The sequence below is a fragment of the Methylobacterium endophyticum genome (genome assembly GCF_050591105.1).
GTDB lineage: Bacteria > Pseudomonadota > Alphaproteobacteria > Rhizobiales > Beijerinckiaceae > Methylobacterium.
Window position 1 is genome coordinate 124,766 of the sequence record NZ_JBNHES010000013.1, and the last position, 19,970, is coordinate 144,735.

20 protein-coding genes are annotated in these 19,970 nt (G+C 71.5%); 8 read left to right on the forward strand and 12 right to left on the reverse strand.

Going from position 1 to position 19,970, the window contains the following annotated elements; genetic code table 11:
- Positions 1 to 21: 21 nt before the first annotated feature.
- Together ACP56T_RS15335 and ACP56T_RS15340 are read right to left on the reverse strand one after the other, a co-directional pair.
- On the reverse strand, positions 22 to 1,077 hold the full coding sequence (locus tag ACP56T_RS15335; protein ID WP_430913000.1) for a lysylphosphatidylglycerol synthase domain-containing protein: 1,056 nt from the start codon (positions 1,075 to 1,077) through the stop codon (positions 22 to 24).
- Between the two features lie 93 nt (positions 1,078 to 1,170).
- Complete coding sequence (locus ACP56T_RS15340) at positions 1,171 to 1,524, reverse strand: (2Fe-2S) ferredoxin domain-containing protein (protein ID WP_430913001.1); 354 nt, start codon at positions 1,522 to 1,524, stop codon at positions 1,171 to 1,173.
- A gap of 223 nt (positions 1,525 to 1,747) precedes the next feature.
- Between ACP56T_RS15340 and ACP56T_RS15345 the strand changes: the two genes are divergently transcribed.
- From ACP56T_RS15345 to ACP56T_RS15355, 3 genes are all read left to right on the forward strand, one after another.
- Entirely contained in the window at positions 1,748 to 3,082 is a 1,335-nt protein-coding gene (locus ACP56T_RS15345; RefSeq protein WP_430913002.1) for a KpsE/RkpR family capsule polysaccharide export protein, read from the forward strand.
- 68 nt (positions 3,083 to 3,150) lie between these two features.
- Entirely contained in the window at positions 3,151 to 3,432 is a 282-nt protein-coding gene (locus ACP56T_RS15350; RefSeq protein ID WP_430913003.1) for a hypothetical protein, read from the forward strand.
- A gap of 4 nt (positions 3,433 to 3,436) precedes the next feature.
- Positions 3,437 to 3,841 carry an NUDIX hydrolase gene (locus tag ACP56T_RS15355; protein WP_430913004.1) on the forward strand — a complete coding sequence of 135 codons (405 nt, stop codon included), beginning with the start codon at positions 3,437 to 3,439 and terminating at the stop codon, positions 3,839 to 3,841.
- Here ACP56T_RS15355 and flbD read toward each other — a convergent pair.
- From flbD to ACP56T_RS15395, 8 genes are all read right to left on the reverse strand, one after another.
- Positions 3,832 to 5,196, reverse strand: coding sequence for a sigma-54-dependent transcriptional regulator FlbD (gene flbD, locus ACP56T_RS15360; RefSeq protein WP_430913005.1), 1,365 nt, complete (start codon positions 5,194 to 5,196; stop codon positions 3,832 to 3,834). The genes ACP56T_RS15355 and flbD overlap by 10 nt on opposite strands.
- 91 nt (positions 5,197 to 5,287) lie before the next feature.
- Complete coding sequence (fliN, locus tag ACP56T_RS15365; RefSeq protein ID WP_430913006.1) at positions 5,288 to 5,626, reverse strand: flagellar motor switch protein FliN; 339 nt, start codon at positions 5,624 to 5,626, stop codon at positions 5,288 to 5,290.
- Positions 5,627 to 5,645: 19 nt separating this feature from the next.
- On the reverse strand, positions 5,646 to 6,245 hold the full coding sequence (locus ACP56T_RS15370; protein WP_430913007.1) for a FliH/SctL family protein: 600 nt from the start codon (positions 6,243 to 6,245) through the stop codon (positions 5,646 to 5,648).
- Positions 6,242 to 7,309, reverse strand: coding sequence for a flagellar motor switch protein FliG (fliG, locus tag ACP56T_RS15375; RefSeq protein ID WP_430913008.1), 1,068 nt, complete (start codon positions 7,307 to 7,309; stop codon positions 6,242 to 6,244). Before fliG ends, ACP56T_RS15370 begins: the two co-directional genes overlap by 4 nt.
- 42 nt (positions 7,310 to 7,351) lie before the next feature.
- The gene (gene fliF, locus ACP56T_RS15380; protein ID WP_430913009.1) at positions 7,352 to 8,977 is read right to left on the reverse strand and encodes a flagellar basal-body MS-ring/collar protein FliF; all 1,626 of its coding nucleotides are present in this window, start codon (positions 8,975 to 8,977) and stop codon (positions 7,352 to 7,354) included.
- Positions 8,978 to 9,182: 205 nt separating this feature from the next.
- Complete coding sequence (gene sciP, locus ACP56T_RS15385) at positions 9,183 to 9,458, reverse strand: CtrA inhibitor SciP (protein ID WP_147728884.1); 276 nt, start codon at positions 9,456 to 9,458, stop codon at positions 9,183 to 9,185.
- 120 nt (positions 9,459 to 9,578) lie between these two features.
- The gene (locus ACP56T_RS15390; RefSeq protein WP_430913010.1) at positions 9,579 to 10,259 is read right to left on the reverse strand and encodes a flagellar hook assembly protein FlgD; all 681 of its coding nucleotides are present in this window, start codon (positions 10,257 to 10,259) and stop codon (positions 9,579 to 9,581) included.
- Between the two features lie 11 nt (positions 10,260 to 10,270).
- Positions 10,271 to 11,542, reverse strand: a complete 1,272-nt coding sequence (locus tag ACP56T_RS15395) for a flagellar hook-length control protein FliK (RefSeq protein ID WP_430913011.1) — start codon at positions 11,540 to 11,542, stop codon at positions 10,271 to 10,273.
- A gap of 296 nt (positions 11,543 to 11,838) precedes the next feature.
- On the opposite strand from ACP56T_RS15395, the gene mnmA reads away from it, so the two are divergent.
- From mnmA to ACP56T_RS15415, 4 genes are all read left to right on the forward strand, one after another.
- On the forward strand, positions 11,839 to 13,008 hold the full coding sequence (mnmA, locus tag ACP56T_RS15400) for a tRNA 2-thiouridine(34) synthase MnmA (protein WP_430913012.1): 1,170 nt from the start codon (positions 11,839 to 11,841) through the stop codon (positions 13,006 to 13,008).
- A 37-nt stretch (positions 13,009 to 13,045) separates the two neighbouring features.
- Complete coding sequence (locus ACP56T_RS15405; RefSeq protein WP_430913013.1) at positions 13,046 to 13,702, forward strand: class I SAM-dependent methyltransferase; 657 nt, start codon at positions 13,046 to 13,048, stop codon at positions 13,700 to 13,702.
- On the forward strand, positions 13,699 to 14,475 hold the full coding sequence (locus ACP56T_RS15410; RefSeq protein ID WP_430913014.1) for a TVP38/TMEM64 family protein: 777 nt from the start codon (positions 13,699 to 13,701) through the stop codon (positions 14,473 to 14,475). Before ACP56T_RS15405 ends, ACP56T_RS15410 begins: the two co-directional genes overlap by 4 nt.
- Positions 14,476 to 14,617: 142 nt before the next feature.
- Positions 14,618 to 16,114: an ATP-binding protein gene (locus tag ACP56T_RS15415; protein ID WP_430913015.1), complete on the forward strand. Its 1,497-nt coding sequence runs from the start codon at positions 14,618 to 14,620 to the stop codon at positions 16,112 to 16,114.
- Here ACP56T_RS15415 and bioB read toward each other — a convergent pair whose 3' ends face one another.
- Together bioB and ACP56T_RS15425 are read right to left on the reverse strand one after the other, a co-directional pair.
- The gene (gene bioB, locus ACP56T_RS15420; RefSeq protein WP_430913017.1) at positions 16,115 to 17,128 is read right to left on the reverse strand and encodes a biotin synthase BioB; all 1,014 of its coding nucleotides are present in this window, start codon (positions 17,126 to 17,128) and stop codon (positions 16,115 to 16,117) included.
- A gap of 49 nt (positions 17,129 to 17,177) precedes the next feature.
- Positions 17,178 to 18,062 carry a fumarylacetoacetate hydrolase family protein gene (locus ACP56T_RS15425; RefSeq protein ID WP_430913018.1) on the reverse strand — a complete coding sequence of 295 codons (885 nt, stop codon included), beginning with the start codon at positions 18,060 to 18,062 and terminating at the stop codon, positions 17,178 to 17,180.
- Between the two features lie 393 nt (positions 18,063 to 18,455).
- Here ACP56T_RS15425 and ACP56T_RS15430 point away from each other — a divergent pair, with 393 nt between their 5' ends.
- Entirely contained in the window at positions 18,456 to 19,793 is a 1,338-nt protein-coding gene (locus tag ACP56T_RS15430) for an OmpP1/FadL family transporter (RefSeq protein WP_430913022.1), read from the forward strand.
- Positions 19,794 to 19,970: the final 177 nt, after the last annotated feature.

Genomic DNA, 19,970 nt, shown 5'->3' on the forward strand with positions numbered 1-19,970 from the left:
GCGCAAGCGCCGGCTCGCCCGTCACGGCGGGGCCGGGGGCGCGAAGGCGGCGCGGCGCGCCTCGATGGTCTGCCAGACGATGAGCGAGGGCAGGCCGATCGCCACGTCCGGCACGCGCTTGGCGAGCGACATGGCGATGGCGGTGCCCGCGTCGATCCCGAACAGGGCGCCGACCACGACGAAGCCGCCTTCCTGCACGCCGAGCCCGCTCGGCACCGGAAAGGCCGCCGACTTGATCGCCTGGCTCAGCGCCTCGATCACCACCACGTCGGCGAGCGTCACGCCCTCGACGCCGATGCAGGCGAGCACGATCCAGATCTCGAGGGAGCCGAAGGTCCAGGCCGCGAGATGGAGGAGCGCCGACTGCGCCAGACGCCCCGGCCGCGACCAGACCGTGTCGAGGGCGTCCTGCACGCTGGGGCCGGAATCCTGCGGCTTGCCGGAGGCGTCGCGCAGGAAGCGCCGAGCGATGGCGCCGACGCGGTTCTCCAGGACGCGGGCGGCGCCGCTGCGCTGGATCACGAAGAAGGCCGCCAGCGCCGCCGCCGCCACCAGGAGCGCGCGCAGCATCCAGCCGGTGAGGGCGGCGGCCGGGGCGCTCTCCAGGCGGTGCAGCAGCCCGACCCCGACGAGGGCGAAGACGAGCTGCGTGCCGGCCTGGAGCAGCAGATCGGCGAGCACCGAGGCCGCCGCCAGGGAGCCGGTCACGCCCCAGAAGGTGAGCAGGCGCCCGCCGACGAAGTCGCCGCCGATGGAAGCCACCGGCAACAGGGTGTTGATGCCCTCGCGCACGTAGCGCAGCACCACGAAGGCCCCCGTGCCGGCCTCCGAGAGTCCGTCGAGGAGGCGCGCCCAGGCGAGCCCGCAGAGCAGGATCAGGCAGGCACGCACGGCGACGACCGCCACCAGGCCGCCGATGCCGATGCGGCCGAAGGCGGCGGCGATGGCCGAGAGGTCGTTGGTGGCCACCAGCCACGCGGCGAGCCCGAGCCCGAGCAGCGTGCCCACGAGCGGCAGCCGCCGCAGCACCGCGCGGCCGATCCCCCGCCCGGACGAGCGCGACGCCGTCCTCTCCATCAGCGACGCCGGCCGGTCGGCGGCGGGCGGGGCGTGGCACTCATGCTGGCGCTCATGACGGACAGCTCGGATGCGAGAGTTCGAGAAACGAGGTTACGGCGGCGCTAGCGTCGCTTTGAGGCCGAAATCGGGGAGCAGGGCCCGCGCCATCTCGCCGCCGCCGGCCTCCGGCTCCAGCAGCACGATCCGGCCGGCCGCGACGCTGGCGCCCGTCGCCACCGCCAGATGGCGCTTCGGGCAGGGGCCGAGACAGCCGGTCTTGACCACGCGGACCTTGCGGCCGCCTTCGCGCTTGAGCGCGTCCTTCACCCGGCCGCGCACGGCGCGCGCCTTCAGGCCCTGGCGCTTGGCGCATTTGGCGCAGACGAGCACCACCTCCGCGAACCCGGCCTTCGCCGTCCGGGGGCGTCCCGCCGTTTCGGGCCGCGCCTGTTTCGTGTTTGCCATGTGGGCGAGGTAAGGCGGCCCGCGCGCCGGGGCAACGGCGGGAATCGACGCGGGGGCGGCGCCTTAAAAAGGGCTGAAAAACGCGGGAGGCGGAAGGCGGATCGGAGGGCACGGGAACGACCCGGCAGCGGCCCTCCGGCTGCCCTCGATACGCGGCACGCGCGGTGCCGGCGGCGTCCCGAAAGCCCAGGCCGGGACGAGGCAGCGACGGGACAGGCGGCGGATGAAGGTCGACGAGGTCAGTCAGGACGAGGCGAGGCAGGGCGAGGGCTTGCGCGGCCTCATCGAGATCGCGCGCCGCTCCATGCCGGACGCGCGCCGCGACGCCGAGACCATCGAGCCCGTCTCCGAGGAGAAGGGCGCGGTCGCCCTGCTGCGCCGGGCGCGGGAGAGGATCGACTGGACCCGCATCCCCGGCTTCCAGGCGAAGGCCGAGCCGGCGGAGGAGCAGAGCCTCCTGCGCATGCTGATCCGGCGCATCTGCCTGTTCGTGCTGCTGCCGACGGCGCTCGTCGGCGTCTACCTGTTCCTCATCGCCTCGGACCAGTACATCGCCGACGCCCAGTTCGCGGTGCGCGGCAACGTCGAGCCCATGGGCGACGTCAATGTCGGCGAGTTCACGAGCCTGATCCAGAAGCACAACAGCCAGGACAGCTTCATCGTCCGCGACTACATCCTCAGCCAGACCATGGTCGAGGCGCTGGACAAGAGCCTCCACATCTCCAAGCTGTTCTCCCGCTCGGAAGCCGATTTCTGGGCGCGCTACAGCGACCCGCAGCCCATCGAGGAGCTGACGAAATACTGGCGCGAGCAGATCGGCGTGCGCATCGAGGCGGTCTCGGGCATCATCACGCTGAGCGTGCGCGCCTTCACGCCCCAGGACGCGCTGACCATCAACAAGGAGATCATCAGCCGCTCCGAGGCGCTCATCAACACGATCTCGCGACGGGCCCAGGCCGACATGGTGGTCCATGCCCAGGCCGACGCGGAGAAGACCGCCGAGCGCCTGCGCGCCGCCCATCTCGCGCTCCAGACCTATCGCAACCGCTGGGGCATCATCGACCCGATCAAGTCGGCCGAGTCGATCCTCCTGCAAATCAGCAGCCTGCGGAAGGACAAGTTCAAGGCCGAGAACGACCTCCAGGTGCTGCGCGGCTCCAATCTCGACGAGAAGTCGCGCGGCATCCAGGTGCTCGTCGCCACCGTCGGGGCTATCGACCAGCAGTTGAAGCAGCTCCAGGACCAGCTCACCACCCAGGGGCCGGCCACGGGCGGGGCCACGAACATGGCCGAGGCGCTGCTGCAATACGAGGGTCTCCTCGTCGAGCGCACCATCGCCGAGAAGCTCAACGAATCGTCCAACACCATGCTCGACCGCGCCCGCGTCGCGGCGAGCAAGCAGCAGATCTATCTCGCCACCTTCGTGCCGCCGGTGCTGCCGACGGACACGCTCTATCCGCGCCGCTGGCGGGCGCTGCTGGTGACGTTCTTCTGCTGCCTCGTGGTCTGGAGCTCGGTCTCGCTCGTGCTGAGCGGCATCCGCGACCAGCGCCTGTAGGGCTTCCGGTGCGGCCGCGCGGCTGGTAGCCCTGCGCGGCCAGGACGATATCCTCTCCGCAAGGTCCGATGTCCGATTTCGCCGAACTCGTCGCCCGCGCCGTCACCCCCGGCATGGACCGCGCCGCGCGCGAGGCGGTCTATGCCGTCGTGCGCGAGGCGGTGCAGCGCTTGCAGGAGCGCGAGGCGACCTCCGCCGGGGACCAGCGCTTCGCCTATCAGCAGCACCTGATCGAGGAGACGATCCGCGACGTGGAGGCGGACGTCGCCCGGTTCGAGGCGCTGCGCAAGCTCGACGAGGCGCTCGCCGCGCAGACGGCGGCCCATTCGTCCACGGCACGGCGGCGGTAGCGCCTTGCCGCAGCTCGTCGTCATCGCCGCCGCGCTCATCCGCCGGGCGGACGGGCGCACGCTGCTGGTGCGCAAGCGCGAAACCACGGCCTTCATGCAGCCCGGCGGCAAGATCGAGCCCGGCGAGACGCCCCTCGACGCCCTGATCCGCGAGTTGAAGGAAGAGCTCGGGCTCGCCGTCGATCCGGCCAGCGCGCGGCCGCTCGGCCGGTTCTCGGCGCCTGCCGCGAACGAGCCCGGCGCCACCGTGCGGGCGGAGGTCTTCCGCATCGACATCGCCGCCGAGGTCCGGCCGGCGGCCGAGATCGCGGAGATCGCCTGGGTCGATCCGGCCGCGCCGGGGCCGCTCGAGCTGGCTCCGCTGACGCGCGACCGGCTCCTGCCGCTGCTGGCAGCCGCTCAGCCGTAGGCGGCGACGGCGCGCGCGGTGCCGGGCTCGGCCACCTCGATGCCGGCCGCGACGTATTCGTTGAGCTTGTTGCGCAGCGTGCGGATCGAGATGCCGAGGATCCTCGCCGCGTGGGTGCGGTTGCCGAGGCAGTGGTCGAGGGTGTCGAGGATGAGGTCGCATTCGACCTCGGCCACGGTGCGCCCGACGAGGCCGCGCGTCGCCGCTTCCGCCGCCTGCGCTGCGCGGGCGGCCGGGCCGGGGCGGTCAGTGATGGTCTCGCCCTCCGGCGTCATGATCGCGTCGGGGCCGATCTCGGGCCCGGTGGCGAGCAGCACGGCGCGGTGGAGCGTATTTTCCAACTCGCGCACGTTGCCGCGCCAGGGATTGGCCCGCACCAGACCCTGCGCCTCGCGGCTCAGGGCGCGGACCGGCAGGCCGTTCACCTCGGCGTATTTGCGGGCGAAATGGGAGGCGAGTTCGAGGATGTCGGCCGGGCGCTCGCGCAGGGGCGGCAGGCGCAGGTGGACGACGTTGAGGCGGTAGAACAGGTCCTCGCGGAAGCTGCCCTTCTTCACCTCCTCGGCGAGGTTGCGGTTCGAGGTGGCGAGCACCCGGATATCGACCTTCACGGAGCCCGTGCCGCCGACGCGGTCGATGACCCGCTCCTGAAGGGCGCGCAGCAGCTTCGACTGGAGCCGGACGTCCATCTCCGAGATCTCGTCGAGCAGCAGCGTGCCACCGTTGGCCTCCTCGAAGCGGCCGATGCGGCGCGCGACGGCACCCGTGAAGGCGCCCTTCTCGTGCCCGAACAGCTCGGATTCGAGCAGCGCGTCGGGGATGGCGGCGCAGTTCACCGAGACGAAGGGCCTGTTGGCGCGGGTGGACTTGGCGTGGACGTGGCGGGCCAGCACCTCCTTGCCGGTGCCGCTCTCGCCGGTGATGAGGATCGAGGCGTCCGAGCGCGAGACCTGATCGGCGAGCTTGACGACGCGCTCCATGGAGGCGTCGCGCCAGACGAAGGAGCGGCTGTCGGCGGCCACCGCCTCGATCACGGCGGCGATCAGCTCCGGGTCGGGCGGGAGCGGGATGTACTCCTTGGCGCCGGCCTCGATGGCCGCGACCGCCGCCTTCGCGTCGGTGGCGACGCCGCAGGCGACCACGGGGGTGCGGATGCGCTCATTGGCCAGCGCGTCCACGAACTCGCGGATCGGCAGCCCGACATCGATCATGACGAGGTCGGCGCCCTTGGCGCGCAGCACCGCGAGCCCCTGCTGGACCCCGTCCGCCTGGGTGACGGCGGCGCCCCGGCTCATGGCGATCTTCGAGGCGGTGACGAGCTCGCCGTTGAGCCGTCCGATCATCAGGAGCCGCATGGGCCTCACTCCGGTTCGTCAGGGGGCCGGCGGCGTTCGCCGAGCCGGCCCGTGAATGTCGCCGGGGGCCGTGGGGCTCCCGTGCAGGATCTCAGTGATCGCCCTTGACGATCTCGGTCATGGTCACGCCGAGCCGGTCCTCGACCAGCACCACCTCGCCCCGCGCCACGAGGCGGTTGTTGACGAAGATGTCGATGGCCTCGCCGACCTTGCGATCGAGCTCGAGCACCGTGCCGGGGCCGAGCCGCAGCAGGTCGCCGATGGGCATGTGCGAGGCGCCGAGCACCGCCGAGACCACGACGGGCACGTCGAAGACCTGTTCGAGATCGCCGGCGCCCTTGGGGGTCGTCGGCGCGTCGCGGATCGATTCGATGCCGTCGAAACCGGGGCCGTCGTCGCCGAGCTGGGGAAGGTTGAAGTCGTCGGACATGGGGCGCGGACCTTCCGTCTCAGGCGGTCTGGAGGGGGGCGAGGCCGAGCGCGTCACGCACGGCCGCCTCGATGCGGGAGCGGTCGCGCACGATGCCGCCATCCGCCCATTCGATGCGGGCGTCGCCGGGCATCAGGTCGGGCTCGCCGAGCACCACGAGGCGGCCCTCGTAGCCGCGCTCGCGGGCGAGCGACTTCACCAGCGCCTCCGTCTCGTCCACGAGGGCGTCGCCGACGCGCACGACGAGATGGGGCACGCCGCGCAGGTGCTGGAGGGCGCTGCGCGCCGCCTCGCCGATGGCGGCCAGCGGCTTGGCGTCGAGGGCGTCGCCGGCGATGCGGCGGGCCAGCATCACGGCCACCTCGACGGCCTGGGCCTCGCGCTCGGCATCGCGCGCGTCGGCCTGGGCGAGGAGCCCGGCGGCGGCGAGCCCGAGCCGGGTGATGGCGTCGGCCATGCGCGCCTGCGCCTGCGCCTCGGCCTGGGCCCGGCCTTCCTGGACGCCGCGCGCATGGGCCTGCTCGGCGGCCTCGGCGATCTCGGCGGCGGCCTGGACGGCGGCGCCGCTCTGCTCGGGCCGGCGGAAATCCGTGTCGAAGAGGAATCGGCGCGCGTTCAATAGACCAGCTCCTCCTCGCCGCTGTTCTTCGAGATCATTATCTCGCCCTTGTCGGCGAGGTCCTTGGCGATCTCGGTCATCTTGGCCTGGGCCTCGTCGACGTCCTTGAGGCGGATCGGGCCCATGGAGGCCATCTCGTCGGTGAGGTTCTTGGCCGCGCGCGTCGACATCTGGGCCATGAAGAAGCCGCGCACGCGCTCGTCGGCGCCCTTGAGCGACTTGCGCAGGGTCTCGCCGTCGATATTGCGCATGAGCGTCTGGACGCTGCCGGGATCGAGCTTGAGCAGGTCCTCGAAGGTGAACATCAGCTCGCGGATGCGCTTGGCGGAGCCGCGGTTGCCCTGGTCGAGGGCGGCGAGGAAGCGGCCTTCCGTCTGCCGGTCGAAGGCGTTGAAGACGTCGGCCATCAATTCGTGCGCGTCGCGGCGCGTGGTCTGGGCGATGGTCGAGACGAACTCGACGCGCAGGGTCTCCTCGATGTGGCGCAGGGCCTCCTTCTGCACCGTCTCCATGCGCAGCATGCGGTTGAGCACGTCGATGGCGAACTCCTCCGGCAGGATGGTGAGCACCTTGGCGGCGTAGTCCGGGCGCACCTTGGAGAGCACGACGGCCACGGTCTGCGGGTATTCGTTGCGCAGGAACGAGGCGAGGATCTCCGGGTCGATCTGGGCGATGGAGGCCCAGACGCGCTTGCCCGAGGCGCCCTTGATCTCGGCCATGATCGCCGAGACCTGCTCGGTCGGGAAGATCTTCAACAGCAGCGATTCCGTGCGCTCGAAGTTGGAGGTGATACCGCCGCCGGAGGAGAGCCGCGAGACGAAGTCGATGATGAGCTTCTCGACCGTCTCCGCCTCGAGCGAGCCGAGCTGCACCATCGCGTGCGAGACCTTCTTGACCTCCTCCTCGTCGAGGAGCTGCCAGATCGGCGCGCCCTCGGCCTCCCCGAGCAGCAGGAGAAGGGCGGCGGCGCGCTGGGGACCGGGCATGGCGGCGAAGGCCGCCTGTCCCGCGGCCGTCGCCTTCGCTTCTGCCACGGCGCCTACCGCCAAGGGACCCGCCGCCATCTCACCTCACTCCGCTGCGCTGTCGAGAAGCCCGGAGGCCCGTCAGTTTTCCTGGATCCAGTTGCGCAGCACCTCGACCGTCTCGGCCGGGCTGGCGCGCACCATGTCGACCACCCGCTGCACGGTCTCGGCCTGGACCTGGCCGTTGATCTTGGCGAACTCCACCAGACGCGCGGTGGCGTTGTCGCGCGGGCCCAGCGCCGCCTCCGCTCCCGCCATCGCGCCCTCCAGGGCCGCGCCACCGCCGCCGGCACCCGCCGCGATCAGCGCGACGGTGGGCGGATCGGCCGTCAGCACCCGGCGCAGCAGCGGCCGCACCACCGTGAGCAGCACGATGAGCGTCAGCAGGGCGAGCACGGACAATTCCACCATGCGCAGCACGTCTTCCTTCGAGGGCGACAGCAGCGACTGGATCAGCGTCGGCTCGGTGAACTCGGGGGCGGCGGGCGCCTCGGCGAAGCGGAGATTGGCCACCTCGATCTGGTCGCCGCGCGCCTTGTCGAAGCCCACCGCGCTGCGCACCAGGGCGGCGATGCGCTCGATCTCGGCGGCGGGCCGGGGCTGGTAGGTCGTCTTGCCATCGGCGCCGGGCACGTAGGCGCCGTCCACGAGGACGGCCACCGAGAGCCGCTTGATCCGGCCGCCCTCGACCACCTCCGTCTTGGTGACGCGGGAGATCTCGTAGTTCGTCGTCTCCTCGGTCTTGTTCGAGGAGTCCTTGGAGGACGGAGGCTTGTCGCCGCCGGTCGCGCCGGGCAGCTCGTTGCCGACGCTGACCTGACCTTCCGCGCCCCCGGTGAGGGAGCTCTCGTTGCGGGTCTGGCTGGAGCGCACGACCCGGCTCTCGGGATCGAAGGTCTCGGTGCGGCTCTCGATGCGGTTCATGTCGAGCTCGGCGCGCACCTGGATGCGGGCCCGGCCCTGGCCGACGATGCCGGCGACGATCTCCTCGATCTGGGCGCGCAGCCGGCGCTCCATGGCGGTCTGCTTCTCCTCGGCGTCGCCGCCGGGCTCCTCGCCGCGCGCGCCGTCCGCGAGCAGGCGCCCGCGCTCGTCGACGATGGAGACCCGCTCCGGCTTCAGCCCCTCGACCGAGGAGGCGGCCAGATGCCGGATGGCGCGGACCTGCCCGGAATCGAGATCGCCCATGAGCTTCAGGACGATCGCCGCGCTCGGCAGCTCGCGGTCGCGCTCGAACAGGCGCCGCTCGGGCATCACCAGATGGACGCGGGCCTGCTGCACCCGGCCGATGGCGCGGATCGAGCGGGCGAGCTCGCCTTCCAGCGCCCGCAGGTGGTTCACGTTCTGGACGAAGTTGGTGGAGGAGAAGGCGTCGCCCTTGTCGAAGATCTCGTAGCCGACGCCGCCCTGGGTCGGCAGGCCCTTGCCGGCGAGGTCCATGCGCAGGCGCGCCAGGTCCTTGCGTGGGGCGAGGATGGTCTGGCCGGCATCGCCCCGCGTCTCGTAGGCGATCCCGCGCGCGTCGAGGTCCTTGATGACGGAGGACGAGTCCTGCATCGACAGGTCGGCGAAGAGCACGCCCATGTCGGGGCGCGACACCCGCAGGATCACGAAGGCGAAGAAGCCGATCAGGGTCAGCGTCACCGCCGCCATGGCGGCGAGCCGTCCGGGCCCCAGCTTCGTCACCAGATCGAGGACCGGTTTCACGGCTCAGACGCACCCACCCGCAGCGGCGCGGCCGACGGCCCGCTCGCGCTCGGCAAAATCTGCCCGGTGCGTGGTTAGCGGGTGGTTAACGGCGCCCGCGATCGTGGGGGCCCGAAACGGCGAGAGCCGCGCCCGTGGCTGACGGGCGCGGCTCTCGACAAGGTCCGCTCGGGGCATGCCCGCGCGGGGCGCGCGCTCTGCCGGATCAGTGCCGGTAGTGCTGGATGCGCGTGGTGCGCAGGCCGGCCAGCCCGTGCTGGTCGATGGAGAACTGCCAGCTCAGGAATTCCTCGGTGGTGAGGGTGTAGCGCTGGCACGCCTCCTCCAGGCTGAGGAGGCCGCCGCGCACCGCCGCGACCACTTCGGCCTTGCGGCGGATGACCCAGCGGCGGGTCGAGGTCGGGGGCAGGTCGGCGATGGTGAGAGGGCTGCCATCGGGCCCGATGACGTACTTCACTCTCGGGCGGTGGGGTTCGGTCATGATACGCTCTACACTCGACTGACCAGTCGAGTTGGACCGTACTGGGGGCCGCTTAAAAGAGTTTGAAGCGGACCGGTTGCGTTGTCTCGATTCCATCCCACAGGGGGATTCTTGGTTGGATCATGTGGATAACGCTGATCCGATGGAGCGGACGCTCGAGATCGGCACCTTGGACGTACCGATAGCCAGGACCGGCTCGCTGCCGCTGAGATCGATGCTGTCGACCGTGCCGGAGACCGAGGTATCCACGCTGACCTTGCCGCCTGTGGCGTCGTAGGCGTCGATCTTGATCGAATACTGGCCGTCGCTGGAGGTAAGGCCGGCGGCGTTGCGCCCGTCCCAGCTCAGGGTCTGCGAGCCGGCGGTGAGCGCCTTCGACAACGTGCCGACGACGTTGCTCTTCGAATCGAGGATCGTGATCGTCGCCTTGGCGGCGGCGCGCGAGGCGGTGAGGTTCCAGCTGGCCGAGCCGCTCTTGAGGGTGGCGGTCTTGCCGTCGGCGGTGACGGTCTGGCCGACGAAGCCCGTCGCGGCCGCCGCGCTCGACGCCTTGGCGTTGGTCAGGATCGAGTCGAGCCGGTCGTTGGATTTGAGCTGCTGCTCGACCCCGGCGAACTGCACGAGCTGCTGGGTGAACTGGTTCGTGTCCATCGGGTCGAGGGGGTTCTGGTTCTTGAGCTGCGTCGTCAGCAGGGTCAGGAACTGGGTGAAGTTGCCCGCGATCTGCTGGCTGTCCGTGCTCGACGTGCTCGACCCCGACGAGGTCGCGGCGCTTGTGAGGCTGCTGATGCCCGAGGCCATGGCGATGTCCTTCAGATCCTGATGTCGAGGCTGCCGATGCCGCGCAGCGAGCGCAGGGGAACGGCGTCGAGGGCGTTTCGTGTGTCGGTCGTCTCGGCGAGGGGCCGGCGCGGACCGCCGGCCTGGGCGTCCCTGCGGCCGCCGTCCCCCGTGCCTGCGTCGGCGCCCTGGCCGCGCAGCGACAGGTCGATGCCGGCGGCGCTCGGGTCGAGCCCGGCCTGGGTGAGCGCCTGCTGGAGCTGGGAGGCGTCGCGCTGGAGCAGCGCCAGGGTCTCCGGGCGCTCCACCACGATGCGGGTGGCGACGGTGCCGCGATCCTTGTCGATGTCGAGCTTGACGTCGATGCGCCCGAGCTCGAGCGGGTCGAGGCGGATCTCGAACTGGCTCGATCCGGCGAGCGAGCGCAGCCCGATGGTGAGCGGCACCTGCCCGATCGGCACCGGCGGCGGGCCGGCCTGGGCCGCGGCGGCCGGCGCGGCATGGGCGGTCGCCGTGCTCGCCGCGACCCCGCCGCGCGCCGGGGCGAGGTCGGCGGGAGCCATGGGGCCGGTGGCGTCCGGCAGGGAGGCGGCGAACCCGGTCTCCGCCGGGGAATCGTCGCCCTGGGCATCCTTGTCCCCCGTGATGCCCTCGATGACAGCACCGAGCATCGTCCTGGCCGAGCCTGCGGTGACGGCCGTCGCCGCCTCCTCGCCTTCCGCCGACGTCGTCGCGGCTGAGCGCGTCGCTGGCGGCGTCGGGGCGAGGAGCGTCGGGGCGGGCTCGCCGGCGGCGGCCGACGCCGTGTCGCTCGCCTCGTCCTCGCTCGTCTCGTCGTCGATGCCGTCGACCTCCGCTGCCAGGGTCGCCTGAGCCTCGCCGGCCAGCGCCGCTTCCGGCGTCGTCGCGTCGGCGGCGTCGGGTTTCGCGGCGGGCCTGGCCTGCGCGGCAGCCGGGGCAGAGGAGGCGGAAGCCTGCCTGGCCGCGCCCGGTCCGGCGGAGGGGGAGGCGCCCTTGGCCGGAGGGGTCGCGGTCGCCGCCGGGCTCGCGGCGCGATCCCGCACGAACGCCGGCTTGGGGGCGGTTCCCTTCGCGGCCGCCCGGTCCGCCGCGTCCGAGCGGGCGGTCCGGGCCGTGTCGGCGCGCTGCGCGTCGCTGCGGGCGGCGGTCCGCGACGATTCCAAGGAAAACCGCTGCGTGGCGGCGTCGGCGGCGCGGGTCCGCGCGAGATCGCGCGTCTTCGCCAGCGCCAGAAGGCGCCCCTGCGCGAAGGGATCGACCGTATCGTTCGACGACAGCGCCATCAAAAAGCTCCTCGACGCCCTGTCGAGCAAGCGGCGCGCCACCGGCAAGATTTTGAAAGGAAAGAGATTTTCCGATCAGGGGAAACCGCCTCCGGCCGAATCTGCCCGCCGGCCGGCACGATTTGCCGGGTCCCGGCCCCCCGCGTGCTCGGAGGCGGCCCTGCGCGGGTCTCGCTGGAACTCCGCCGCCGCAGACACTATAGAGACGCGCAAGACGGTCGCGATCTCAAGCCGCGCGGCCGGCAAGCCCCGGTCCCAAGCCCCGGTCCCAAGCCCCGGTCCCACGTCTCGGTCCGATGAACCCGCTCGCCGCCAATTCCCTGGACCTGCCGAAGGCGCCGCACGAGACGCGCGTCGTCGTCGCCATGTCCGGCGGGGTGGATTCCTCCGTGGTGGCCGGGCTGCTGGCGCGCCAGGGCTACGACGTCGTCGGGATCACGCTCCAGCTCTACGACCACGGCGCCGCGACGCATCGCAAGGGCGCCTGCTGCGCGGGGCAGGACATCCACGACGCGCGTCGCGTCGCCGAGCGGCTCGGCATCCCGCATTACGTGCTCGACTACGAGGACCGCTTCCGCGAGAGCGTGATCGACCGCTTTGCCGACAGCTACCTCGCCGGGGAGACGCCGATCCCCTGCGTCGAGTGCAACCGCTCGGTGAAGTTCCGCGACCTCCTCGCCACCGCCCGCGACCTCGGCGCGGACGCGCTGGCCACCGGCCATTACGTGGCGAGCCGCGCCGTCGACGGGACGGGCCGGCGCGCGCTCTACCGGGCGCTGGATCCGTCGCGCGACCAGAGCTACTTCCTCTACGCGACGACGCAGGAGCAGCTCGACTTCCTGCGCTTTCCGCTGGGCGAGCTGCCCAAGGACGAGACGCGGCGGCTGGCCCGCGACCTCGGCCTCGCGGTGGCCGACAAGCCCGACAGCCAGGACATCTGCTTCGTGCCCCAGGGGCGCTATGCCGACGTGATCGCCAAGCTCCGCCCCGACGCGGCGGTGCCCGGCGAGATCGTCCATCTCGACGGGCGCTCCCTCGGCCGCCACGAGGGCGTCCTGAACTTCACCATCGGGCAGCGGCGCGGCCTGCGGCTCTCCACCGGCGAGCCGCTCTACGTGGTGCGTCTGGAGCCCGATGCCGCCCGCGTCGTGGTCGGCCCCAAGGACGCCCTTGCCACGCATCGCGTCCGCATCGCCGATCTCAACTGGCTCGGCTCCGAGCCGGCGGGCGCGGTTGCGGACCTGCCGGTCTCGGTGCGCGTGCGCTCCACCCGCGAGCCGAGGCCCGCGCGCCTGACCTGCGACCCCTCCGGAACCGAGGCCGAGGCCGTGCTGGAGGTGCCGGAGGACGGCGTCTCGCCGGGTCAGGCCTGCGTCATCTACGCCGACGACGGTCCCCGCGCCCGCGTGCTCGGGGGCGGCACCATCCGCCGTCTCGGCGCCGAGCAGGCGCGGGAAGCCGCCTGAACCCCTTCTCCCCTCATCGAAAAGCACCGAGGACGACATGCTGAGCGAGCAGCCGCGGGAGGCCGGTCCCACGACCGCCCTGATGCGCAAGGCCTACGCGCGCTGGGCGCCCGTCTACGACATCGTCTACGACAAGCTGACGGAGCCCGCCGCCCGCGCCGCCGTCGAGGCGGCGGTGGCCTGCGGGCCGCGCATCCTGGAGGCCGGCGTCGGCACCGGGCTGTCCCTCGGCTACTATCCGCGCGACGCCTTCGTCTGCGGCGTCGACCTCTCCGAGGACATGCTGAAGCGCGCCCGCTCCAAGGTCCGCCGCAAGGGGCTGACCCATGTGCGCGGCCTTCAGGTGATGGACGTCTGCCATCTCGGCTATGCCGACGCGTCGTTCGACGCGGTGGTGGCGCAGTTCCTCATCACCCTGGTGCCGGACCCGGAGGCGGCGCTCTCGGAGTTCCTGCGCGTGGTGCGTCCGGGCGGCGAGATCGTGCTCGCCAACCATTTCGGCCAGACGGACGGCCCCGTCGCCCGCGTCGAGGAGATCGTGGCGCCGATCTGCACCAAGATCGGCTGGTCCTCCGATTTCAAGTCCACCCGGATCGAGGCCTGGGCGCGCCGTAACGGCGTCACCTTCATCGGCGTGGCGCCGACCTTCCCCGGTGGATTCTTCAAGATCCTGCGGATGCGCAAGGCCGGGTGACGCGCGACCCTCGCCTGCGCGCGGCGCTGCGCTGGCTGCCGCTGGCGCTGCTGGCCTGCGCCTCCGTCGCGGTGGTCGCGTCGGGCGCCTATCACCTGCTCAGCCTCGACCGGCTGCTCGCCTCGCGGGCGTGGCTGCACGGGTTCGTGGAGGCGGATCGCGCCCGCGCCATCGTGGTCGCCGGGCTGCTCTATGTCTGCGCGGTGGTGCTGTCCGTGCCGGCCTCCCTCGTGCTGACGATGTTCTGCGGCTTCCTGTTCGGCATCGTGACGGGGGCGCTGCTGGCGGTGGTCTCGGCGACGACGGGCGCGGCCATCGTCTTCTCCATCGGCCGGGGGCCGGTCGGCGACCTGATGCGCCGCCGGTCCGGCCCGCGCCTCGCGGCGCTGGCGGAGGGCTTCCGGCGGGACGCCTTCTCCTACGTGGCCTTCCTGCGCCTGCTGCCGCTGTTTCCGTTCTGGGTGACGAACCTCGCGCCCGCCGCCTTCGGCGTGCCCCGCCGGACCTTCGTGCTCGCGACCTTCCTCGGCCTGCTGCCGGGAGCCTTCGTCTATGCCGCCACGGGGGCGGGCATCGAGGACGTCGTCGCCTCGCACGAGAGCGCCAGGGCCGCCTGCCTCGCGGCCGGCGGGCTCGGCTGCGAGAACGCGCTGAGCCTGGGGAGCCTCGTCACGCCGAAGATGGTGGCGGGGCTCGGCCTGCTCGCCCTCTTCGCGCTGTCGAGCGCGCTGCTTCGGCGCTACCTCGCGCGCCGGTCCGGCCCGTCCCGGTAGATCGCCGCCGCGAACCGCTCTCGACGGACGCGCGCGGCACGCGTAACGAAGTATCGGATCGGAAACATTTCCGTCGCGTATGGTCGGTCGGCGCTGCGCGGGGACGAGACGCCTTCGAGAACGTCCGAATGGGCATCGGAACATGGCCGACACGGAGCTGACCAGCGCCACCATCCTGCCGGCCGATCCGGCGCTGCCCACGGCCGTCGTTTGGCCGTCGCGGCCGCGTATCGGCCTGTCCTGGCGGCTCCTCCTCGTCACCGTCGTGTTCGTCGCGATCTGCGAGGTGCTGGTCTACGTGCCCGCCGTGGCGAACTACCGCCTGAGCTGGCTCTCCGACCGCATCGCCGCCGCGCAGATTGCCGCCCTCGTGCTCGACGCCGCGCCGACGCATGTCGTCTCCGAGGATCTCGCCGCCCGTCTCCTCGCCGGCGTCGGCGCGCGGGCCATCGTGGTCCGCGACGGCGAGACCAGCACGCTCCTGTCCATCGAGCCGATGCCGACGGCGGTCGCCGAGACCCTCGACCTGCGCACCAGCACCTGGTGGCGCTCCCTCGGGGGAACCTGGCGGACGCTGAGCGCGCCGTCCGACGTGCCGATCCGGGTGATCGGGCCGGGCAAGGAGGGCTACGACTTCGTCGAGATGCTGGTGAGCGAGGCGCCGCTGCACGCGGCGGTGATGGAGTTCTCGACCCGGCTGCTGCTGTCCTCGCTCGCCGTCGCTGCCGCTGCCGCCGGGCTCGTCTTCGTGGCGCTCCAATACGTCATCGTGCATCCGGTGCGGCGGCTCGCCAACAACATCACCGCCTTCTCCGAGGCCCCCGAGGAGGCCGCGCGCATCGTGCGGCCGTCGAGCCGCTCCGACGAGATCGGGGACGCCGAGATCGCGCTCGCGCGGATGCAGCGGGCGCTCGCCGGAGAGCTGCGCGAGAAGCGGCGGCTCGCCGAGCTCGGCCTCTCGGTGAGCAAGATCAACCACGAGCTGCGCAACCTGCTCGCCGCCGCGCAGCTCCTCGGCGACCGGCTCGGCGACCCGTCCGATCCGAACGCGCAGCGCGTGGCGCCGCGCCTCGTCGCGACGCTCGGACGGGCCGTGCGCTTCTGCGAGGCGACCCTCGCCTATGGCCGGGCCACGGAGCGCCACCCGCAGCGCCGCCTCACGGTGCTGGCGCCGATCCTGGCCGAGCTGCCGGACATCGCCGGGCTCGCCACGAGCACCCGCGTCGCGGTCCGCATCCAGGCGCCGTCCGGGCTCCAGGTCTGCGCCGATCCCGACCAGCTCGCCCGCGCGCTGGCCAATCTGGTGCGCAACGCCGTGCAGGCCCTCGATACCGCCCTGCCGCCGGTGGCCGCTCCCGAGGTCACGGTCTTCGCCGTCCGCGAGGGCGGCGTCGGGTCGGGACAGGTGACGATCGTCGTGCGCGACAACGGACCCGGCCTGTCGCGGCGGGCGAAGGAGCACCTGTTCTCGCCGTTCCAGGGCTGCGGACGCGCCGGAGGCGCCGGGCTCGGGCTGGCCATCGCGCACGAGCTCGTCACGCTGAACGGCGGCACCCTGACCCTCGACGAGTCCCAGAAGGGCGCCTGCTTCAGGATAGCGCTGCCCGACAGGATCGCCGAGGCCGTCCGCGAGGGCTGACTATTCGGCCGCCGCCAGGGCGGCCGGGCGCTCCACGGCGATGCCGATATCGGCGAGCAGCGCCTCGTCCTCGTCCTCGCCGTTATTGGCCGTGGTCAGCAACCGCTCGCCGTAGAAGATCGAGTTGGCGCCCGCGAGGAAGCACAGCACCTGCGCCTCCCGCGTCAGGGACTTGCGGCCGGCCGAAAGGCGCACGCGGGCCTTGGGCATGACGATGCGCGCCGTGGCGCACATCCGCACGAAATCGAGCGGATCGATGGGCGGGGTGCCGGCGAGCGGCGTGCCCTCCACCGCGACGAGCGCGTTGATCGGCACGCTCTCCGGGTGTGGGGCGTGGTTGGCCAGCACCTGAAGCATCGCGGCCCGGTCGGTGACGCCCTCGCCCATGCCGACGATGCCGCCGCAGCAGACGCCGATGCCGGCCTCGCGCACGTTCGCGAGCGTGTTCAGCCGGTCCTCGTAGGTGCGCGTCGAGATGATGTCGCCGTAGAAGTCCGGGCCGGTGTCGAGATTGTGGTTGTAGGCGGTGAGCCCGGCCTCGGCGAGACGCTGCGCCTGGGAGGGCGAGAGCATGCCGAGCGTCACGCAGGCTTCCATCCCCATGGCCCGTACGCCGCGCACCATGGACAGCACCGCGTCGAACTCCGGCCCGTCCTTGGGCTGGCGCCAGGCCGCGCCCATGCAGAAGCGGTGCGCCCCGGCGGCCCTGGCGGCGGCGGCCTCCTGAAGCACCGCCTCCACCGCCATCAGGCGCTCGCGGGGCTGCTTGGCCTCCTTGTGATGGGCCGATTGCGGGCAATAGGCGCAATCCTCCGGGCAGCCGCCGGTCTTGATCGACAGGAGCGAGGCCCGCTGGATGTCGGCCGGGTCGTTATGGGCCCGATGAACCTCCGCCGCCCGATACACGAGGTCGAGCAGCGGCATGTCATGGATCGCCCGGATCTCGGCCACGCTCCAGTCGTGGCGGATCGCGGGCTTCTGGGACGGGGCGGTGGCGGAGGGGCTCGAACTCATGGCCCCATGAGGCGAATCCGGGCGCGAAAATCAAGCCGGCGCGATGCCCTCAGTTCGTCGGCTCCCCGGCGGCGACCTTGGCGGTCCAGTCGTCGAAGGCGATGACGGTCTGGCGCTGCTCGCCGAGCCCGTCGATGGCGAGCACGAGTTCGTCGCCGCTCTTGAGGAAGCGTTGCGGCTTCCTGCCCATGCCGACGCCCGGCGGCGTGCCGGTGGTAATGACGTCGCCCGGCTCCAGCATGGTGAAATGCGAGACGTAGGCGACGATCTGCGCGAGATCGAAGATCATCGTCGCGGTGGAGCCGGTCTGCATGCGCTCCCCGTTGAGGTCGAGCCGCATGCCCAGCGCCTTGAGGTCGGGCACCTCGTCGAGGGTCACGAGCCAGGGGCCGAGCGGTCCGAAGGTCGGGCAGCCCTTGCCCTTGCTCCAGGTGCCGCCGCGCTCGAGCTGCCACTCGCGCTCGGACACGTCGTTCATGATGCAGAGGCCGGCGACGTAGTCGAGCGCCTCGTTGGCATGGACGTAGGAGGCGCGCGCGCCGATCACCATGGCGAGCTCGATCTCCCAGTCGGTCTTGGCGGAGCCCTTGGGCAGGATCAGCGGATCGTTCGCGCCGCACAGGCAGGAGGGCGCCTTGCCGAACAGGATCGGCTCCGAAGGGATCGCCATGCCGGCCTCGGCCGCGTGATCCTTGTAGTTCAGCCCCACGGCCACGACGTGCCGGGTGCCGCCGACGCAGGGGCCGAGCCGCGTATCGGCGGGCAGGGCCGGCAGGTTTTCCGGATCGAGCCGTCTCAGCCGGTCGAGCGACTCGCGCGACAGGGCCGGGCCCGCGATGTCGCGCACCAGGCCGGACAGGTCGCGCAACGTTCCGCCGGCATCCACCAGGCCGGGTCTCTCGTCGCCGTTCGCGCCGTGGCGGATGAGTTTCATCGCAATCGGCTCCTTCGCCGTGCTCGCACAGGGTCCGATGCTCGAAGGTGGGCGAGAGCGGGGCCGGGTCAAGCGCCGGAGCGTCGGAACCATGTTGCCGGAATCCCACACGAACGGCGCAAAAGTGCCGGTCCGCGCGCTGCCCCGAGATACCGCGACAATGCAGACGACAGTTCAGATGTGAACGAATCTCGTCGGAGCGCGCAATCGATCGATGATCTGATCAGAAACCCGCTCAAAAGCTGTATAGACAAAGCAATGCTCGAAGTATTTCAAAAATAGCCTCGGGATTGATCGAATTCCAGAATAAAGGCACAGTGAGAATCGAAGGTGCCGCGCCCGCCGTGGGGACGGGGAATCGACACCGCATAACAAAGGGCTGGTCTCGTCATGATGGGGAATTTCCGTACGCTCGCTCTGGCGGGCGCTTCGCTGGGCGCCCTGACGCTCGGCGCCCTCGAGGCCCAGGCGGGCGCCTTCGGCATCCGCGAGCAGAGCACCATCGGCCAGGGCATGGCCTTCGCCGGCATGGCCTCGGGCGCGGGCGGCGTCTCCTCCATCTTCTGGAACCCGGCGACGGTGACCATGCGTCCCGGCTGGGTCAGCGAGCAGAACATCTCCTATATCGGGCTCGAGTCGCGTATCCGCACGCAGCCCGGCACCAGCGCCGCCTTCGCCGGCCTCGGCGACAGCGGCGACATCGGGCAGGGCGCGGTGGTGCCGGCGGGCGCGACCTCCTACCAGCTCACCGACCGGATCTGGATCGGCCTTCAGACCGGCGCGCCGTTCGGTCTCGTCACCAAGGCCCGCAACGTCTGGGCGGGCGAGGCCTACGGCCGCTCGAACCGGATCTTCAGCCTCGCCTTCAATCCGGTGATCGGCTTCAAGGTGAACGAGTGGCTCTCCCTCGCCGCCGGCCCGAACATCGAGTATTTCCGCCTGACCCTGCGCCAGGCCGTGCCGCTGACGCCGCTCCTGCCGGCCGCCGGCCTGCCGAGCAGCTTCATCAAGGGCGAATCCTGGGGCGTGGGCTTCACCGCCGGCGCGCTGATCACGGCCCCCACCGGCACCACGCTCGGCGTCGGCTACCGCTCCTCCGTCCATCACGACATCGACGGCTCCATCGGCGTGCCGCTGCTGGCGCTCGCCGCCGCCGGCGGCCCGGTGAAGGCCAAGCTCAACACGCCGGACAAGATCAGCGCCGGCATCACCCAGGTCATCACCCCGGTGCTGCGCGCCAGCGTCGGCTTCGAATGGGATCAGTGGTCGCGGCTCGGCAATATCGGCATCGTCTCGAACGCGCTCGGCGTGCCGGTGACGTCGCTGCCGCTGAACTACAAGGACGGCTACACCTACTCGGTCGGCGCCGAGTACGACTGGTCGCCGGTGCTCACCCTGCGCGGCGGCGTCTCCTACGAGCAGTCGCCCATCGACTTCTCCAACCGTTCCGTGCGCCTGCCCGACAACGACCGTGTCGGCCTCTCGGTGGGCGCCAGCTACCGCTGGAACGAGAAGCTGACCCTCAACATCGGCTACCAGCACCTGTTCGTCGACAAGGCCTCGATCCTCGCGGGCGCCGGGCGCGACTACAACGTGCGCAACGCGCTCGGCCAGAGCATCGCCTATGCGGGCCTGGTGGAGTCCAGCGCGAACATCGTCTCGGTGGGCTTCCGCTACGTCTTCGGCGAGCCGGCCGCCCCGCCGCCGGCCCCGCTGGTCCGCAAGTACTGATCCGCCGCCCGTATGCGGCGACGACGCAGGAAGGGCGCCCTCGGGGCGCCCTTTTCCGTTGCGGGAGCGTGCGAAGGGGGGGGCGTCCTCCCTCTCCCCTCCGCGGGAGAGGGTGGCCCGCGTAGCGGGTCGGGTGAGGGGAGCGCCCTTTCCGGATACGGCGCTCCCCTCCCCCAA

Excerpts from the sequence above, each read along its gene's own strand:
- ACP56T_RS15335 (WP_430913000.1), bottom strand. The coding sequence starts at position 1,077 with ATGGAGAGGACGGCGTCGCGCTCGTCCGGGCGGGGGATCGGCCGCGCG.
- ACP56T_RS15340 (WP_430913001.1), bottom strand. The coding sequence starts at position 1,524 with ATGGCAAACACGAAACAGGCGCGGCCCGAAACGGCGGGACGCCCCCGG.
- ACP56T_RS15345 (WP_430913002.1), top strand. The coding sequence starts at position 1,748 with ATGAAGGTCGACGAGGTCAGTCAGGACGAGGCGAGGCAGGGCGAGGGC.
- ACP56T_RS15350 (WP_430913003.1), top strand. The coding sequence starts at position 3,151 with ATGTCCGATTTCGCCGAACTCGTCGCCCGCGCCGTCACCCCCGGCATG.
- flbD (WP_430913005.1), bottom strand. The coding sequence starts at position 5,196 with ATGCGGCTCCTGATGATCGGACGGCTCAACGGCGAGCTCGTCACCGCC.
- fliN (WP_430913006.1), bottom strand. The coding sequence starts at position 5,626 with ATGTCCGACGACTTCAACCTTCCCCAGCTCGGCGACGACGGCCCCGGT.
- fliG (WP_430913008.1), bottom strand. The coding sequence starts at position 7,309 with ATGGCGGCGGGTCCCTTGGCGGTAGGCGCCGTGGCAGAAGCGAAGGCG.
- sciP (WP_147728884.1), bottom strand. The coding sequence starts at position 9,458 with ATGACCGAACCCCACCGCCCGAGAGTGAAGTACGTCATCGGGCCCGAT.
- ACP56T_RS15390 (WP_430913010.1), bottom strand. The coding sequence starts at position 10,259 with ATGGCCTCGGGCATCAGCAGCCTCACAAGCGCCGCGACCTCGTCGGGG.
- ACP56T_RS15395 (WP_430913011.1), bottom strand. The coding sequence starts at position 11,542 with ATGGCGCTGTCGTCGAACGATACGGTCGATCCCTTCGCGCAGGGGCGC.
- mnmA (WP_430913012.1), top strand. The coding sequence starts at position 11,839 with ATGAACCCGCTCGCCGCCAATTCCCTGGACCTGCCGAAGGCGCCGCAC.
- ACP56T_RS15405 (WP_430913013.1), top strand. The coding sequence starts at position 13,046 with ATGCTGAGCGAGCAGCCGCGGGAGGCCGGTCCCACGACCGCCCTGATG.
- ACP56T_RS15415 (WP_430913015.1), top strand. The coding sequence starts at position 14,618 with ATGGCCGACACGGAGCTGACCAGCGCCACCATCCTGCCGGCCGATCCG.
- bioB (WP_430913017.1), bottom strand. The coding sequence starts at position 17,128 with ATGAGTTCGAGCCCCTCCGCCACCGCCCCGTCCCAGAAGCCCGCGATC.
- ACP56T_RS15425 (WP_430913018.1), bottom strand. The coding sequence starts at position 18,062 with ATGAAACTCATCCGCCACGGCGCGAACGGCGACGAGAGACCCGGCCTG.
- ACP56T_RS15430 (WP_430913022.1), top strand. The coding sequence starts at position 18,456 with ATGGGGAATTTCCGTACGCTCGCTCTGGCGGGCGCTTCGCTGGGCGCC.